This is a genomic window from Flavobacterium sp. MR2016-29 (assembly GCF_015350695.1).
In the GTDB taxonomy this organism is placed as follows: Bacteria; Bacteroidota; Bacteroidia; order Flavobacteriales; family Flavobacteriaceae; genus Flavobacterium.
In genome coordinates, this window is record NZ_JADKPU010000002.1 from 226,485 (window position 1) to 244,256 (window position 17,772).

8 protein-coding genes are annotated in these 17,772 nt (G+C 33.0%); 4 read left to right on the forward strand and 4 right to left on the reverse strand.

The window, feature by feature from the left end:
* Positions 1 to 66: 66 nt before the first annotated feature.
* Both mfd and IR010_RS06915 read right to left on the reverse strand, forming a co-directional pair.
* Positions 67 to 3,432 (reverse strand): transcription-repair coupling factor, encoded by a 3,366-nt coding sequence (gene mfd, locus IR010_RS06910; RefSeq protein ID WP_194602705.1) that lies wholly within the window; start codon positions 3,430 to 3,432, stop codon positions 67 to 69.
* Positions 3,425 to 4,024, reverse strand: a complete 600-nt coding sequence (locus tag IR010_RS06915; protein WP_029271530.1) for a hypothetical protein — start codon at positions 4,022 to 4,024, stop codon at positions 3,425 to 3,427. Before IR010_RS06915 ends, mfd begins: the two co-directional genes overlap by 8 nt.
* Before the next feature lie 368 nt (positions 4,025 to 4,392).
* Between IR010_RS06915 and IR010_RS06920 the strand changes: the two genes are divergently transcribed.
* From IR010_RS06920 to IR010_RS06930, 3 genes are all read left to right on the forward strand, one after another.
* Entirely contained in the window at positions 4,393 to 5,334 is a 942-nt protein-coding gene (locus tag IR010_RS06920; RefSeq protein ID WP_029271529.1) for an L-threonine 3-dehydrogenase, read from the forward strand.
* A 93-nt stretch (positions 5,335 to 5,427) separates the two neighbouring features.
* On the forward strand, positions 5,428 to 7,182 hold the full coding sequence (locus tag IR010_RS06925; RefSeq protein ID WP_194602708.1) for a DUF885 domain-containing protein: 1,755 nt from the start codon (positions 5,428 to 5,430) through the stop codon (positions 7,180 to 7,182).
* Between the two features lie 194 nt (positions 7,183 to 7,376).
* Positions 7,377 to 8,576 carry a DUF418 domain-containing protein gene (locus IR010_RS06930; protein ID WP_194602711.1) on the forward strand — a complete coding sequence of 400 codons (1,200 nt, stop codon included), beginning with the start codon at positions 7,377 to 7,379 and terminating at the stop codon, positions 8,574 to 8,576.
* 78 nt (positions 8,577 to 8,654) lie between these two features.
* On the opposite strand, the gene IR010_RS06935 is transcribed toward IR010_RS06930, so the two are convergent.
* Both IR010_RS06935 and IR010_RS06940 read right to left on the reverse strand, forming a co-directional pair.
* Positions 8,655 to 10,535, reverse strand: coding sequence for a M1 family metallopeptidase (locus IR010_RS06935; protein WP_194602714.1), 1,881 nt, complete (start codon positions 10,533 to 10,535; stop codon positions 8,655 to 8,657).
* Between the two features lie 61 nt (positions 10,536 to 10,596).
* Positions 10,597 to 12,222, reverse strand: a complete 1,626-nt coding sequence (locus tag IR010_RS06940) for a S8 family peptidase (RefSeq protein WP_194602718.1) — start codon at positions 12,220 to 12,222, stop codon at positions 10,597 to 10,599.
* Positions 12,223 to 12,528: 306 nt separating this feature from the next.
* On the opposite strand from IR010_RS06940, the gene IR010_RS06945 reads away from it, so the two are divergent.
* Entirely contained in the window at positions 12,529 to 17,772 is a 5,244-nt protein-coding gene (locus IR010_RS06945) for a T9SS type A sorting domain-containing protein (protein WP_194602721.1), read from the forward strand.

Sequence of the window (17,772 nt, forward strand, 5' to 3'; positions counted from 1 at the left end):
TTTTGCCACGAATTTTAAGAAATTTCACTCTCAATAATTGGTGAATTCGTGGCTTTTTTAAAAAACTTATTCCTCAAACAATTCCATCAATTCCAAAGCTCGTTTAATTGACTTCACATTTTCAAAAGTCAATAATAAACGTAATCCGTTTACGGTTTGTTTTTCTTTCATTTTGCAAAGATTACTATGCTTCTGAACAAAATTTAAAACATTTCTAAACTTCACCGACTGATAATAATCAGATTGCTGGTCTGAAACAAAATAACCAATCATTTTGCCTTGTTTCAATACTAATTTCTCGATTCCGACTTTTGTAGCAATCCATTTTATTCGAATGCTGTTTAGTAATGAAATCGCTTGTTTCGGAAGTGGTCCAAAGCGGTCAATTAGTTTTCTTTCAAATTCCTGTAAACCAGCTTCATCTTTTATAGCGCCTAATTCGTTATATAAAACCAAACGTTCCGAAACGTTATTGATATATTCATCTGGAAATAATAACTCAAAATCGGCATCGATTTGAATGTCTTTTACGTATTCTTTTGTATCGATATTATTTTCTTCTGGATATAAATCTTTGAATTCGTTTTCCTTCAATTCTTCAATGGCTTCATTCATGATCTTTTGGTAGGTATCAAAACCTATTTCGTTTATGAAACCACTTTGTTCTCCACCTAATAAATCTCCAGCGCCACGAATCTCCAAATCTTTCATCGCAATGTTAAAACCGCTTCCCAATTCACTGAATTGTTCCAATGCCTGAATACGTTTTCTTGCATCTTCCGTCATAGATGAATACGGCGGACAGATGAAATAACAGAATGCTTTTTTGTTGCTTCGGCCAACACGCCCGCGCATTTGGTGCAGATCAGACAATCCGAAATTATTGGCGTTGTTGATGAAAATCGTATTGGCATTTGGTACATCTAAACCACTTTCAATAATCGTTGTAGCTACCAAAACGTCAAAATCTCCGTTCATAAAAGCCAGCATCAATTCCTCTAATTTTGCTCCGTCCATTTGTCCGTGCCCAATTCCGACTCTTGCATTTGGAACCAAACGCTGAATCATTCCGGCAACTTCTTTTATATTTTCTATTCGGTTATTGATGAAAAAAACTTGTCCGTTTCGCTGAATTTCATACGAAATTGCATCACGAATTATTTCTTCATTAAAACCAACAACATTCGTTTCAATCGGATAACGATTTGGCGGAGGCGTTGTAATTACAGACAAATCTCTCGCTGCCATTAATGAGAATTGTAAAGTTCTCGGAATTGGCGTTGCTGTTAATGTAAGCGTATCAACATTAGCTGCAATGGTTTTCAGTTTGTCTTTTACGTTAACTCCAAACTTTTGTTCCTCGTCGACAATTAATAAACCTAAATCTTTAAAAACAACATTTTTATTGACTAATTGATGCGTTCCAATTACGATATCTAGTTTTCCATCAGCCAAATCTTTTAAAGTCTGTGCTTTTTGTTTTGCCGTTCTAAATCGGTTTAAATAACCAATAGAAACTGGCATATCTTTTAAACGCTCCGAGAAAGTTCTATAATGCTGATAAGCCAAAATAGTCGTGGGAACCAAAACAGCAACTTGTTTGCTATTGTCAACGGCTTTAAAAGCAGCACGAATCGCAACTTCTGTTTTTCCAAAACCAACATCTCCACAAACCAAACGATCCATTGGGCGATCGCTTTCCATGTCGGCTTTTACTTCTGCCGTTGATTTGGTTTGATCGGGCGTATCTTCATAAATAAACGAACTTTCTAATTCGTTTTGCAAATAACTGTCCGGCGCAAATTGAAAACCTTTTTCTAAACGACGCTTTGCATACAGCTGAATCAAATTGAACGCAATATGTTTGACGCGCGCTTTGGTTTTTTGTTTTAAAACTTTCCAAGCGTTCGATCCTAATTTGTAGATTTTCGGAGGCGTGCCGTCTTTTCCGTTGTATTTTGAAATTTTATGAAGCGAGTGAATGCTCACATACACAATATCATTATCAGCGTAAACCAATTTTATGGCTTCCTGCGTTTTCCCTTCCACTTGAATTTTCTGTAAACCGCCAAATTTTCCAATTCCGTGATCGATGTGCGTTACATAATCACCAACTGAAAGTGCTGTTAATTCCTTAAGCGTAATATTCTGCTTTTTCGAATAACCGTTTTTGATGTTGAATTTATGATAACGTTCAAAGATCTGGTGATCGGTATAAGCCGTTATCTGATTTTCTTCATCGACAAACCCTTGATATAAAGGCAATACAATAGTGTGGTATTGTTTTCTTATGTTCTCAGAATTCGCTTCATCAAGACTTTCAAAAATATCATGAAAACGTTTGGCCTGCGTTTCATTCGAACAGAACAAATAATTTTTGTATCCGTTAAAATGATTATCGCTCAGGTTATTCAGCAATAAATCAAATTGTTTGTTGAAAGAAGGCTGAGGCTGAATATGGAATTCGAATTTTTTAGTGGTTTTGAAGATTGGTTTTGAAGCCAATTCCACAATTGAAAAATCTAAAGCGCGTTTGATGAACGAAGCCTGATTTAAAAATAATTGTTCTGGTTTAGCATGTTTTATTTCTCCCGAAAGTTTCGAAAAAGCTTCTTCTGCCCTTGCAAATTGTTTGTCTAACTGACTGAAAAGTCCATCAGTATTTTGAATAAAAATGACCGTTTTCTCTGCAATATAATCTAAAAAGCTTTCTCGATTTTCCTGAAATACCTTGTTTTCGACATTCGGGATAATCGTGATTTTTTTATGTGTTTCTACAGAAAGCTGTGTTTCTACATCAAAACTTCTGATGCTGTCTACTTCATTTCCGAAAAATTCAATTCTGTACGGATGATCATTTGAAAAAGAAAATACATCGACAATTCCCCCTCGAACTGAAAATTCTCCCGGTTCTGTGATGAAATCTACCCTTTTGAATTCATATTCAAACAAAACTTCATTGATAAAATCAATTGAAATTTTATCGTTTAGAGAAACTTTTAAAGTGTTTTTATCCAATTGCTGGCGCGTAACGACTTTCTCAAAAAGCGCTTCCGGATACGTAACAATTATGGCTGGTTTTTTTCTGGAATTTATTCTGTTTAAAACCTCTGCTCGAAGCAGAACATTCGCATTATCTGTTTCATCAACCTGATAAGGACGACGGAATGACGCGGGATAAAATAATACATCCTGCTCGCCAATCATTTGTTCGAGATCATTCAAGTAATAAGCCGCCTCTTCTTTATTGTCTAAAACAACTAAAAATGGCAATTCGGCTTTCTTGAAAACGGCACGTATTACAAATGAAACTGCAGAACCCAACAAACCGCTGAGATGCATTTTCACTTGATTTTGTTCTAGTAATTGTGTGGCAATCTGCTGTGTTTTAGGCAGATTGTCATACATTGTATATAAGGCGTTTTTACTCAACTTGTAAATTTTTATCTAAAGGCGTATTCGGAATCGCGCGCGTTGTATCTAACATTTTAAGAAAATCAGCTTCTCCTTCTTCTTTCGGAATTTTAGCTTTTTCGACAATTTTATCCATTTGTCTTTCTAATGAAACCAGTTCTTTGTTGATATCTCCAATTAAAAAAGTCACTTTTTCATCTGGAATTTTATTCAAATTAATAAACAAATCCAACATTCTGACTTTGGTAATCAAAATGGAAATCCGGCTTTTGATTACAGGCTGGTTAAATTCTGGAGGAATATTATTGTTTAAAGCCATTGCTTTTTTTGAAATCGCTTTTGACTTTTTTTGAAAAGCTCCGATTGTCTTTCTTGGTTTATCTCCGATTTCTTTTAAAAAATCGCGCCATTCAGTCCACGAACTTATTTTTTGTTGTGCGATATCGTTAATTGGCTCGTCGATGAAAACCCAGCCTTTATTGATATTATTAAAAATGATTTCCTTTTTTTTAGCTTCTTTTTCGTTTTCAGCACGACGTTTTTCATCTTCATTTTGACATGAATTCAGTACAAAAATCAAAAGCAGAAAAAGAGATATTTTATATTTCATTTGGTAAAACATTAAGCTACAAAGTTACAAAGTAAATTTACAATTACGAATTCTGATTTTTGCTAAAGATTCTATAAATCATTGTTATTATTTGCTTGTGAATTTAACTGCAAAGCACGCAAAGTTTCCTGTCTTATAGAAAGTTTAGAAAAGATAAAGTTCGCAGAGCTAGTTCAACATTTAGCTTTGCGAACTTTTTGTTTTAAAAAAAACTTATTGATTAAAAATTTTGCGTGCTTTGCGGTTAAATTTCATTTCGAGAATAATCCAAAAAACAAACTTTATCTTTGTTAAATTTATAATTTCATCTCCTAAAAAGTAAAATTATTTGCGAAAACGTTATATTTGCCATACTAAAATCTTCATAAATGAATCCAAAAATATTGATCATTGGCGCTTGCGGTCAGATTGGGACAGAGCTGACTCAAAAGCTGCGTAAGTTATACGGAACAGAAAATGTAATTGCTTCTGATATTCGAAAATTAAATACTGACGTTGTAAATTCTGGACCTTTTGAAGTGGTCAATGCTTTAGATTTTAATCAAATTGAACATCTTGTTGAGGTGCATCAAATTACCGATATTTATTTGATGGCAGCACTTTTGTCTGCTACAGCCGAAAAAAATCCTGCATTTGCCTGGGATCTAAATATGAATTCATTATTTCACGTTTTGAATTTGGCGAAAGCAAAAAAAATAAAAAAGATTTTCTGGCCATCCAGTATTGCTGTTTTTGGACCAACGACTCCAAAAGAAAATACACCGCAGTACACTATTATGGAACCTTCTACAGTTTACGGAATCAGTAAACAATCTGGCGAAAGATGGTGCGAATACTATCATAATATTTATGGTGTTGATGTTCGCAGTATTCGTTATCCAGGTTTAATCAGCTGGTCGACACCTCCAGGCGGCGGCACTACAGATTATGCGGTTGATATATTTTATAAAGCGATCGCCGATAAAAAATACGAATGCTTTTTGTCATCTGAAACCAAAATGCCGATGATGTATATGGATGATGCTATTGAAGCCACCATCAATATTATGAAAGCTCCGGCTGAAAAAATCAAAATACATTCTTCATACAATTTGGCTGCAATGAGTTTTACTCCGACCGAAATTGCTGCAGAAATTAAAAAACATATTCCTGAATTTGAAATTACCTATAATCCAGATTTCCGTCAGAAAATTGCGGACAGCTGGCCGGCAAGTATCGATGACTCTTCTGCAAGAGAAGATTGGGATTGGAAACATACTTTTGATCTTGAGTCAATGACAAAAGATATGCTGGAACATTTAGGAGCATAAAAAATCCGTTTTTGGTTTGAAAATTTGCTATTTTTGATTGTTATTTATTGAATTTCAATTATTTAATTAACCTATTTTCAAACCAAAAACATTATGAAAAATATTTTCATTCTATCTTCCATTTTATTTTTTTCGATTTTTAGCTGTAATAAAAAACAGGACGATTCTTCAGGATCTGGCGACGAAGCTTTTCTAAAATTATCTGAAGAATACATTACCCAAAATCTAGAATGGAACCCGCAAATGGGTGTTTATTTAGGACTTCACGAATACGACGGAAAAGTAGGCCACTTTAATAAAAAAACTATTGCTGCCCGAATTGCTGCACTTAAAAAATTCGACAGCCAATTCGCTGCTATTGATTCTTCTGCTTTAAACAAAAAAAACTACTACGATTGGAAAATCATTAAATCGAATGTCAAAAACGAATTATTTTCTTTTGAAGATTTAAAACCTTTAAACAAAAACCCCATGACATATGCGGGCGCAATTGATGTCAACATTTATATTCAACGAAATTTTGCTCCGTTAGAACAACAAATAAAATCGATTATTGCCATTGAAAAAGAAGCGCCGAGAATTTATAAAGATGCTAAAGAAAACTTGCAGGATTCACTTGCCCTGCCTCACATTCAATTAGCGATCGATATTGCAAAAGGTTCTGCTTCATTTTTGGGAAATGATTTATTAGTTGCTTTAAAAAGTGTTAAAAACGACAGTTTAATGAAGGCTTTTACAGAAGCCAATAAAAATGCGATTGCGGCCATTAATGATTATGCCACATTTTTAGAAAAAGAAAAACTGCCAAAAGCGACTAACAAATATGCAATTGGTGTAGACAACTACAAAAAAATGCTGTTGTATCAGGAAGAAATTAAATTGTCTCCAGATGAAATTTTGGCAATTGGTTTAAAGGAATTAAAAAAAGAACAGGCTTCTTTTAATGCTGCAGCAAAAATCATCAACCCAAATAAAAAACCGATTGACGTTTATAATGACATGCAGAAAGAGCATCCAACGGCTCAAAACCTGATTCCGGATGCCAAAAAGAATATCGAAGCAATTCGTCAATATTTAATTGATCATAAAATCGTAACGATGCCTTCGGAAGTTCGTGTCAAAATTCAGGAAACTCCTGCTTATGCACGTGCTACAAGCACTGCTTCTATGGATTCTCCTGGTCCTTTTGAGACAAAAGCTACTCAGGCTTTTTACTACATCACTCCCGTAGATCCTAAATGGACACCAAAACAGCAAGAAGATTGGCTGGCACAATTTAATTATTATACAACTGATATTGTTTCTATTCACGAAGCATATCCTGGACATTATACACAATTTTTACATTCGAATGCTTCTAAAACATCTAAAATTCAAAAGGTTTTTATGAGTTATGCTTATGTTGAAGGCTGGGCGCATTATACTGAAAAAATGATGATTGACGAAGGATACGGCAATAATGGAGATCCGATTAAAGCCGCAAAATATCGTTTGGCGCAATCTGGCGATGCACTTTTGAGAATTTGTCGTTTATGTGTTTCTATTAATACTCATTGTCACGGAATGAATGTTGATGATGCCACTAAGTTTTTCATGAATAACTGGTATCAAGGCGATAAACCATCACGTCAGGAAGCTTTAAGAGGAACTTACGATCCAGGTTATTTGTTTTATACTTTAGGAAAATTACAAATTTTAAAACTTCGTGAAGACTATAAAAAGCAAGAAGGCAGTAATTACAGCCTGCAAAAATTTAACGACGCCATGCTGGATAACGGCATGCCTCCAGTTCAGATTTTAAGAGAATTATTATTGAAGGACGAAAAAAGCTGGGGAGAAATTTTATAGAAAAACTAAAAAAATGCTCATTTTAAGAAATGCATCATTATAAAAGCCTGTCTTTTATGATGATGCATTTTTTTATTAAAATAAATTAAGATAAAATTTGCCAATTACATAATTTTCTTACTTTTGGTTGCTTTAAAATAATTTCAAGTTTATCTTAAATCATCAATCAAATCACAAACAAAAATGTTAATCAAATGACAAATTCTTATCATCCGATCGAACAAAGCAAAAGAACTGCTATTGTCGATATCCTTAGAGGCTGGGCAATTTTAGGTGTTGCTATTGGCAATTACTCTGATTTTTTATACATCGGTGTGCCTCACAAAATCAACAACAGTATTTTATCTGAAGTACTTATTTATTTTAACCGGTATTTTTTTGCCGCAAAGTCTTGGACTTTATTAACGCTCTTATTTGGCTATGGCTTCGCTATCTTAATTAATAATGTAGCTGCGAAAGGCAAAAACCCAGTCACATTTTTTGCCTGGAGAATGATTTTGCTTTTTGTATTGGCTTTTATTAATTCGGCTTTTTGGCTTGGAGACATCTTAAAAGATTATGCTTTTTTAGGACTTGTAATGTTGCTTTTTTACAAATGTTCTGCTAAAACATTGGCCATAATTTCCGGCGTTCTTGTTCTTACTATTCCGTTTGTAATGGCTTATGTTAATGGTTTGAAAATTGAACATCCTGAAATTGCCACTAATCCTGAATATTTAAAACTATATCATTCCGGAAACTGGATTGACTTTTTTAGATTTAATTTATTGGCTTCATTTTACGAACAAATTATTATTCCAGGATACGCCATTACTGCACATATTGTAATGTTTGCGTGCATGCTTTTTGGCTTCTTGCTTCAAAAATTAGATTTCTTTAATCGTTTAAACGAATTGAAAAAAGTATTAAAACGCACACTTTGGATTAGTTTAGCCATAGCCCTTATTATTGGTGTAGGTTTTAATTTGATCATTTTTTATAAACAAGTTGCCATTTTCAAGATCTTTCATCCAATTTATTGGTTGTTTTTAAGTACAATGATTTTTATCGCAACCGGGATTTCTTTATTGTATACGAATGGGAAACTAAAAACGATTTTCAGTTATTTTAGTGCCGGCGGAAAAATGACTTTAACCAATTATATGACACAAAATATATTGGGTGCTTTTATCTTTTCTGGAATTGGTTTTGGGATTGCAGACTCAATGCCGTATTGGTTTTACTTTACCTTGGCTGTTTTTGTTTTTATTCTTCAATTGTTTATCAGCAAATGGTGGCTTTCAAAATTCAATTACGGACCAATCGAATGGTTATGGAGATCGGCAAGTTACCGAAAATTATTTCCTTTTAAGAAAACACAGACAGCAGTTGTTACAGAAATAAAAACAACATAAAATCTTAGATAAATTTGAAAAAGAAAAAGCCCTTAAAATTAGTTTTAAGGGCTTTTTTTATTTGATTTCTTTTTGAAATTACTTCACTTCAAAAACATTATTTGCAGCTTTTACATCAGCCATTAATCCGCTTGGATCGATCGTGATTTTTTTGATTGCTGTTTTGTTTTTGTCGATTGTAAAACTGTAGTTTGACTGTGCCCAAGCCCAATCAGCTAAAACAGTTCTTTTTTCGTTCGGGTTTGGATTTGGCTTAATGAAATTCATCATTCTTAACGGAATGTAGAAAGCTTCAGAAGTTCCGTCTGTATACTCTACTTTTAAATCTATTGGCATTGGCATTCTTCCAATTCTTTCTAGACTAACTGTAGTTTTCCCTGAATTATCTTCTACATTTTTAATTCCATAATCAATTGTGTTAGTCGTTTCAGCCCAGTCAATTAAATACCAATCTAACTCTGCTCCAGAAACTCTTTCCGCAGATCTTTTGATATCGTTTGGCGTTGGGTGCTTGAATTTAAAATCATTAAAATATCTTTTTAAAGTAGCATCTAAATTCTCTTGTCCGATAACATAAACTAATTGCGACAAGAAAATACTTCCTTTTATATAAGATGAAACACTGTAAGGTCTGTTTTCGTCATAACGGTCACCGTGAGTAGTTTGCGGCTGTTCTTTTCCTGATTGAACTAATTGATAGTAAGAGGTATAATTTCCTTTAAAAGGATTTACTTCTTTTTTATCTCCTTTTAATTCATTCAAAGCGCTGTCTTCAATATAGGTTGTAAAACCTTCATCCATCCATGGGTGTTTAGACTCGTTTGAAGCTAAAATATGCTGAAACCAAGAATGTCCTAATTCATGTGTTGCAGTCCCTAAAATTCCTTCAAGAGTACCGCTTCCTAGCATCAAAGTACACATTGCATACTCCATTCCGCCGTCTCCACCTTGAATAAATGAGTATTGTTTGTACGGATAAGCGCCTACTTTATGATTGTAGTAATCCATTACTTTTACCATTAAAGGCTCTAATTGTTTCCAATTTCCAGTTGTTTTTGGATCGTTTTTGTAGAAGAAGTGCAAATCGACATCGTTTGGTCCTTTTACAATATCATGTGTATAATCTTTATCAGCGGCCCAGGTAAAATCATGAACGTTTGGCGCGATAAAATGCCAAGTCAGCGTTTTTGCTTTTTTTGGATAAGTAACTGTTACGCCAGCATCTTCATAACCATGACCAATTTGATTTTTATCTTGTAAATATCCAGAACCTCCAATTGTGTATGTTGCGTCGATTGTAATTTTTACATCAAAATCTCCCCAAACCCCGTGAAATTCTCTTGCAATATAAGGATCTGCGTGCCAGCCTTCAAAATCGAATTCAGCTAATTTAGGATACCATTGCGACATCGAAAGTTCAACTCCTTCTTTATTATTTCTACCAGAACGACGAACTTGGACCGGAACCTGACCGTCAAAATCTAACGTAAAAGTTGTTTTAGAATTTGGTAAAATAGGCTTAGCCAAAGTTACTTCTAAAATAGTATTTGAAGTTCTTGTCTGTGCTGTTACGCCATCTTGCTTAAAATTGCTAATTTTTAAAAATCCTATTTCGTTTGGTTTTAAAGTTTCAATTCGACTTTGCTTAATATCTTTGCCGTCAGCGTCTTTTATTTTATTTACCATTCTTGCATCCGGATCTTTTATAGAATGCAAACGAGCATCCATTTCGCTTCCTGGCTGAAAAGCGTTTGGGTATAAATGGTAGAAAACTTTTCTTAAAGTATCAGGAGAATTATTGGTATAAACCAATTCTTGTTTCCCTTTATATTGGTAGGTTTTTACATCCATTGATACTTCCATTTTGTAATCAACATGTTGTTGCCAATAGGGAGCACTTTGTGCAAATGCAGTGTTTAAACCTAAACTCAGAAAGGATAATAGTATAATTTTTCGCATGGTTGTTTTAATAAAAATGGAAGAGTTGCCACTCTTCCATCGGATTAGTATTTTATCTTAATTAGTTTTTAGACATTTTTTCAGCCATCAATAAGGCATTGTATGCATTAACTATTTTACCTGTTGTAGAAGTTTCCGCAGCTGGTTTCGGTGCTCCGTCTTCACCTAAATTTACGGTTGCAGGAAGTAAAATCCCTGAATCCATCAAGATGTGTTTTACTTGAGAGGCCGTTAATTTTGGATAATAAGAACGAATTAATGCTGCTACTCCAGCAACATTAGGAGATGCCATTGATGTTCCTTCTAAATATTGGTATTTGTTGTTTGGTACACTTGCATAAATTTTTACACCCGGCGCAAAAACATCAACATTTATTTTTCCAAAATTAGAAAAATCTGCGATAACATTTTCTCCGTAAGCATTGTTTATTGCTCCAACTGTTATTACGTTGTCTACAAACTCTTTAACATTATCTTGAGCGTCATTTGGATAACTGATGTTTTTTACATCATCAATATCATAACCGTCGTTTCCTGCTGCATGAACAATTAAAACATCTTTATCGGCTGCATATTTTAAAGCATCGAAAACCCATTGTTTATGCGGAGAAAATCCTTTTCCAAAACTTCCGTTAATTACTTTTGCTCCATTATCTACTGCATAACGAATTCCGAGTGCAATATCTTTATCGTATTCATCACCATCAGAAACAGATCGAACTGGTAAAATTTCAACATTCTCTGCAACACCGTCTCCTCCCAAATTGTTGCCGCGAAGCTGTGCTATTATTCCGGCTACGTGAGTCCCGTGAAGTGCTTTTTCTTTATTTGGACCAAAAACAGTATTGTTTCCGTAATGATTATCATTGATATCATCTGGATTATCTCCCACTATTTTTCTTCCGTCAAAATCTTTGTTTAAATTGAAATTCAATTCATTGTAAACCTGTTCTCTGTATTCTTCAAGCTCAGCTTCTGGATCAAAATCATCGTCAGAGTTAGCAAAAACCTGATTCATCACCATTTTGCTTTGCGCCAACTTGGGATCAACAGAAGTAAGTGATTTTAAATCTTCGGCTTTATAAGTTGATTTGTTCAACGCTTTTTTTATCGTGTTATGAACATCTAATAAAAAATCTACTTGTTTTTTACTTTCTAATGCCTTGCTCATTTTTTCGTTGTACTGAGCCAGAGCATTTTTATATTCTGCAGATCCGTCGTCTCCTTTTTTAATGATACGAGTCATTTCAAGATTTTCGTCTACAGCATCTCCCAGAAAATTCCATCCGTGAATATCATCTATAAAACCATTTTTATCATCATCGATTCCGTTTCCTGGAATTTCTTTTGTATTGGTCCAGATTTTTCCTTTTAGATCTTCGTGGTCAATATCTATACCTGAATCAACAACACCTACAATTACTTTCTGGCCTGTTTTTCCTTTTAATATTTCGGCGTAAGCCCTGTCAACGCTCATTCCCGGAATAGTATCTTTCACCAAATCTAAATGGCTCCATCTTTTTAAATCATTCTCAGAAACTGGTGCTTTTTTTACGGTTGTTACCGGAATTGCAATTGGTGTCAATGTTTGTGCAGCAACAGTAATTGATGCTTGTTTTCCTGCTCCACAGCTTGCTAAAACAAGCATTGCAAATGCAGAAATACAAATAGGTTTTATGTGACTCATGTATCTTATTTTTAATAAAAGTTAAAAGATGCGCCTAAATTATGGTTTTTTGTTACAAAAAGCTAACCGTTAACACTGTCTTATGACTTTTTGATTAAAATTTAAGAAAAACCAAAAAAGAATTCAAAGTCTTTTATACCAAACAGTTATGTATATTCTTATAAAAAAAGTTATAGTGTAAAAAAAAAGCTTCAAAAAATCATAACTCTAAAAAAAACCAAAAAAATAGCAACTCGATTACGTTTTCCCGTAAGGAAACTTGGTTTAATATGAGTACACTTGCGCGACCAATCATAAAATCATTCTATGAAAACAAAACTACTCTTATTGCTTTTATTGGCAAATTTTTCAATTTATGCACAAGTTAACTTAGTTCCGAATGGAGGACTGGAAAGTTGGACAGGCAATGTACTTCAAAATTGGAACGTTACAAACTCTGTTGCTTCCAGCACTGATAGAGTGTTAGGAAATTATAGTGCAAAACTATCGTTTACAACAGTATCTCCAAAAATTCTTGCTCAAGTTCCTATGAAAGCTGGCGTAACTTATACTGTTAAATTCAGGTATAAATATGTGAGTGCAAATTATAGCGGAGATCATCCTATTGCTTTAAACATATCAAAAGCCGGAAGTTCAAGTACTTTATCAAGCAGTACTTTTGCGACTAATAATTTATGGACTGAAAAAGCAACTACTTTTACTGCAGATCAAGACCTTTCGTACGATTTGTCTATCTCTACTTTTAGTTTTGACAGCAAAACTTTTGATGTTTTGATTGATGATGTTCAAGTTTATGTTCAAGGTACAGAACAATATACCCTTATTCCTGATGTAGAATTTGAAAAAACATTAATATCGATGAGAATTGACTCTGGTGTACCCGATGGAAAAGTACCCACTTCGAATATCAATGCTTTAAAATCCCTTGATATTGCATCGATAGGAAATAATATTACCAATTTGACAGGTATTCAGGATTTTGCAGCTTTGACTACTTTAAATTGTAATTTTAGTCAAATATCAACTTTAGATGTTTCTAAAAACACCTTATTAACGAGTTTATCTCTTCGCTTTAATAAATTAACCTCGATTGATTTATCAAAAAACACTTTGCTGACAAATGTTGATTTATATTCTAATAGCCTGACTACTTTAGACGTATCAAGCAATACAGCGCTAACTTCTTTAGTATGCGGTTCGAATAAGCTCACTGTGCTAGATGTTTCATCTAATCTAAATTTAATTGGCTTAGATTGCTCTGGCAATAAACTTAAAACCTTAAATGTTTCTAAAAATACTTTATTACAAACATTGATTTGTCCTTTGATTGAGGCAACAAGTTTAGATTTGAGCAACAACCTAGCTTTAACTGATTTAGATTGTAGCGGTAACGCTTTAAAAACTTTAGATGTAAGTAAAAATACTGCTTTAATTAAATTAGCTTTTGGATCGAATAACTTAACAACTATAGACTTAAGCAAAAACACTAATTTAACCTTCTTGGACGCAAGTTCTAATTTATTAGAAACCTTCGATGTGACTTTAAACACAAATCTTGAATATTTAGTTGGTGGTAATAATGGAGGCAATAATAAGTACACCACTTTAGATGTTTCTAAAAACACTAAATTAATTGAATTAAATCTTAGCAGACTTCCTTTAAAAACACTTGACGTAACAAAAAATATTGCTCTTAAGCAATTAGACTGCAACGTTAATAACCTGACGACATTAGATGTTTCGGCCAATACAGCACTAGAAACATTATTGCTTGATGGCAATAAACTGACAAGTTTAGATGTAAGTAAAAATAAACTGTTAAAAGACTTATCATGCAGTTCTAATCAATTAACCTCATTAGACGTCAGCAAAAATAATTCTTTAGTTTTGTTAAGTGCAGGCTATAATAAATTAACCAGCCTTAATGTAAAAAATGGAAACAATTCTAATTTATTAAAAAATCATGGAATTTATTTTAGATATTTTTACGGAAACGCAGGTTTAGACTATACTTTTAATTTTAAAGGAAATATTGGTTTATCATGTATTCAAGTTGATAATGTTGATTATTCTAGAACAAATTGGGCAACAATAAAAGATGCTGAAGCATATTATTCTTCGTTAGATTGTAATATTTCTACAAATATTGCTGATCCGAAATTTGAAGATAAATTAATTGCTCTTGGAATTGATACAGATGGAAAAAATGGAGGTGTTTTAAATTCAAGCATTAACACAATAACTTCATTAGATGTCTCAGGAACTTCTATTTCTGATTTAACAGGAATTCAAGGCTTTACTGCCTTGACGAATTTAAATGCATCTGCTAATTCATTACAGAAATTAGATCTTTCTAAAAATGCTGTTTTAAACACATTAAATACTTCAAGTAATGCGGCTTTGACTTGCATTAAAGTTTCAGATTTGGCAGTCACTTCAAATTGGAATGTTACTAAAGATGCCGGCGCAAGCTTTAGTTTAGACTGTAATGTTTATACGCTTATTCCTGATTCAAAATTTGAAGACAAACTTATTGCTCTTCAAATTGACAGAGATGGTAAAAATGGAAAAGTTAAAACCGAAAGTATTGCAAATATTCTCTACTTAGACTTATCACTCAGTAATATTTCTGATTTAACTGGAATTCAAGATTTTACCTCTTTGTTACAACTTACAGTTAACAATAATAATTTAACTTCGATAGATATTTCAAAAAATTTAGGTTTGAATTATTTAAATGCTAGATCAAATCAACTGACAAGCGTCGATGTTTCTAAAAATGTTGCTTTATTCTCTTTAACTTTAGGTTCAAATTTTATTTCAAATATTGATATAACAAAGAATATAAATTTAACTTCATTACAAGTCGACAATAACAAACTTTCATCTTTAGATTTAAGTTCAAATACAAAATTGGCTGTTATTTCTGCATATAATAATAGTTTAGTTACTATTGATGTTTCAAAAAACACAGAGTTAGCTCAATTATCTTGTGGAGATAATCAAATTAGAACATTAGATTTATCAAAAAACACAAAACTGTATTCTTTGTATGCCTCTAACAGCAAGCTGGTAAACGTGAATGTTAAAAACGGAACGAATGTTACTCTAAAATTAGATGCTTATTTTACAGGAAATCCTGATTTAACATGTATTCAAGTTGATGATGTTTCTTATTCAAATACAAATTGGGCGACTAAAAAAGATGCCACAGCAACTTTTTCAGCAGTTGCTTGTCCTGTAGTTGTGCCTTATACTTTAATTCCTGACTCGAATTTTGAAGATAAGTTAATTGCTCTTGGAATCGATAAAGACGGAAAAAACGGAAAAGTTGCAACAATGAGTATTACTTCTCTAACAAGTTTAAATGTATCGAACAGCAATATTGCAGACTTAGCAGGAATTGAAGACTTTACTTTGCTTACTTCGTTAGAATGTAATAACAACCTATTAACAACGATTAACATTTCGAAAAACCTTTCGCTGACGAAATTAAACATTAGCAATAATAAAATAAGTGTATTAAATGTTGCATCTCACACGTTACTAAGTAATTTAAACTGCAGTAATAATGAGATCATAGTTTTAGATGTTTCTAAAAATACTAAACTTACTAATCTTAGTGCAAGCTTTAATAAATTGAAAGATTTAGATGTTTCTAAAAATACTATTTTGAAAGAATTTGATTGTGCGGGCAATGACTTGTACAATTTGAATTTGAAAAACGGAAACAACGCAAATATGCAAAATGTAATTTTTGGAAATTTCACAAAAAATCCAAACTTGCTTTGTATTGAAGTTGATGATGCCGCTTTCTCTACCGATAAATGGATTGCAAAAGATGCAATTGCAACATACTCGACAGCAGCTTGCGAAAAAAATTATCAGTATACTTTAATTCCTGATGCTAATTTTGAAAGAAGATTAATTAGCAGCGGACTAGATTCTGGTGTAGTTGATGGAAAAGTTTTAACCTCAAATATTGTAAACGTAAAATCTTTATCTGCTTTTGGTACTCCTGATAAAATCACAGATTTAACTGGTATTGAAGATTTTGCTTCACTAGAAAATTTAAGTTCTTACCATGAGGCGATTACAAAAATTGATCTTTCAAAAAACGTAAAACTTAAAACACTAGATATTGCAGACAATAAAATTGCTGTTTTAGACTTATCTAAAAATACAGCTCTAGAAAGCGTTAATTGTGGTACAAATAGTTTGACAGAATTGAATGTTTCTAACAATTTAGCCTTAAAGACTTTAATTGCTTCAAGCAATAAACTAACAAGTATTGATCTTTCTAAAAACAAAGTATTGACTAGGCTGGATGTTAGCTCAAATCAAATATCAAATTTAGATGTTGCTGCAAATACAGCCTTAACTTATTTAGATTCATACAATAATAAGATAGCTGTGTTAGATATTTCAAAAAACTTGGCTCTGACTAGTTTAAGTACAGGTTTGAATGCATTATTGACAAGTGTAGACGTTTCTAAACAAACGGCTTTAACTTATTTAAATGTTAAAAGCAGTCAGTTAACTTCGATAGATGTATCTAACAATAAAGCTTTAACAGGCCTAGATGTTTCTAGCAACAAAATCACAGCGATAGATCTGTCAAACAACACGGCATTGACATCCTTGAAAGTAAATTCTAATCAATTGACGAGTTTAAATTTAAAGAATGGTAAAAATAATTTACTGACAAATGTAAATGTATCCTTTTCAGGAAATTCAAAATTATACTGCATACTTGTTGATGATGTAACTTATGCAAATACAAACTGGACGAATGCTAAAGATGCTATTGCAACTTTCAACACAGAATGTTCTGGAGAATTAGTTTTACCAGCAAACAATTTTACTGTTGAAACTAAAGGAGAGTCTTGTCTTGGTGAAAACAATGGTGAAATCAGTATCGTAGGAAAAACTGCATTGGCTTATACAGCAACTATAAACGATAAAGCATATACTTTTACTAATAATAGCCTAAAAGTTACCGCTCTAGCTCCGGGAATTTACAACATTATGATTAGTGTTCCAGGCGTGATTTTCGAACAAAACTTTACAGTTACAATTGTAAAAGGCGGCACTATCGCTGGAAAATCTACTGTAACTTCTAAAAAAGTTGATGTTGAGATTACTGAAGGAACTGCTCCTTTTACAGTTTATATTGATGGAGCTGAGCAATTTCAAACTTCTGAATCAGCTTTTACTTTGGATCTTAGTCAAAATGTATTATTAGAAGTTGCGACATCAAAAGCATGCGAAGGTGTTTATGCTAAAAAAATTGACAACATTTCAAGTTTAAGTGGTGTCTTGACTGCATATCCAAATCCCACTTCTGGAAGTTTTGAAATCGAAATTCCAACTGGAAAAACTGAGGTTGCTATAGAATTGTACAATTTCGGTGGTCAATTAGTTTCTAAAGGAATTTATACAATCGAAAGCGGAAAAGTAACATTAAATCTTGAAGGTCAGCCATCAGGAATTTATGCTGCAAAAATCTATTTAGAGACTCCAGAATATATCAAAATTATAAAAAAATAA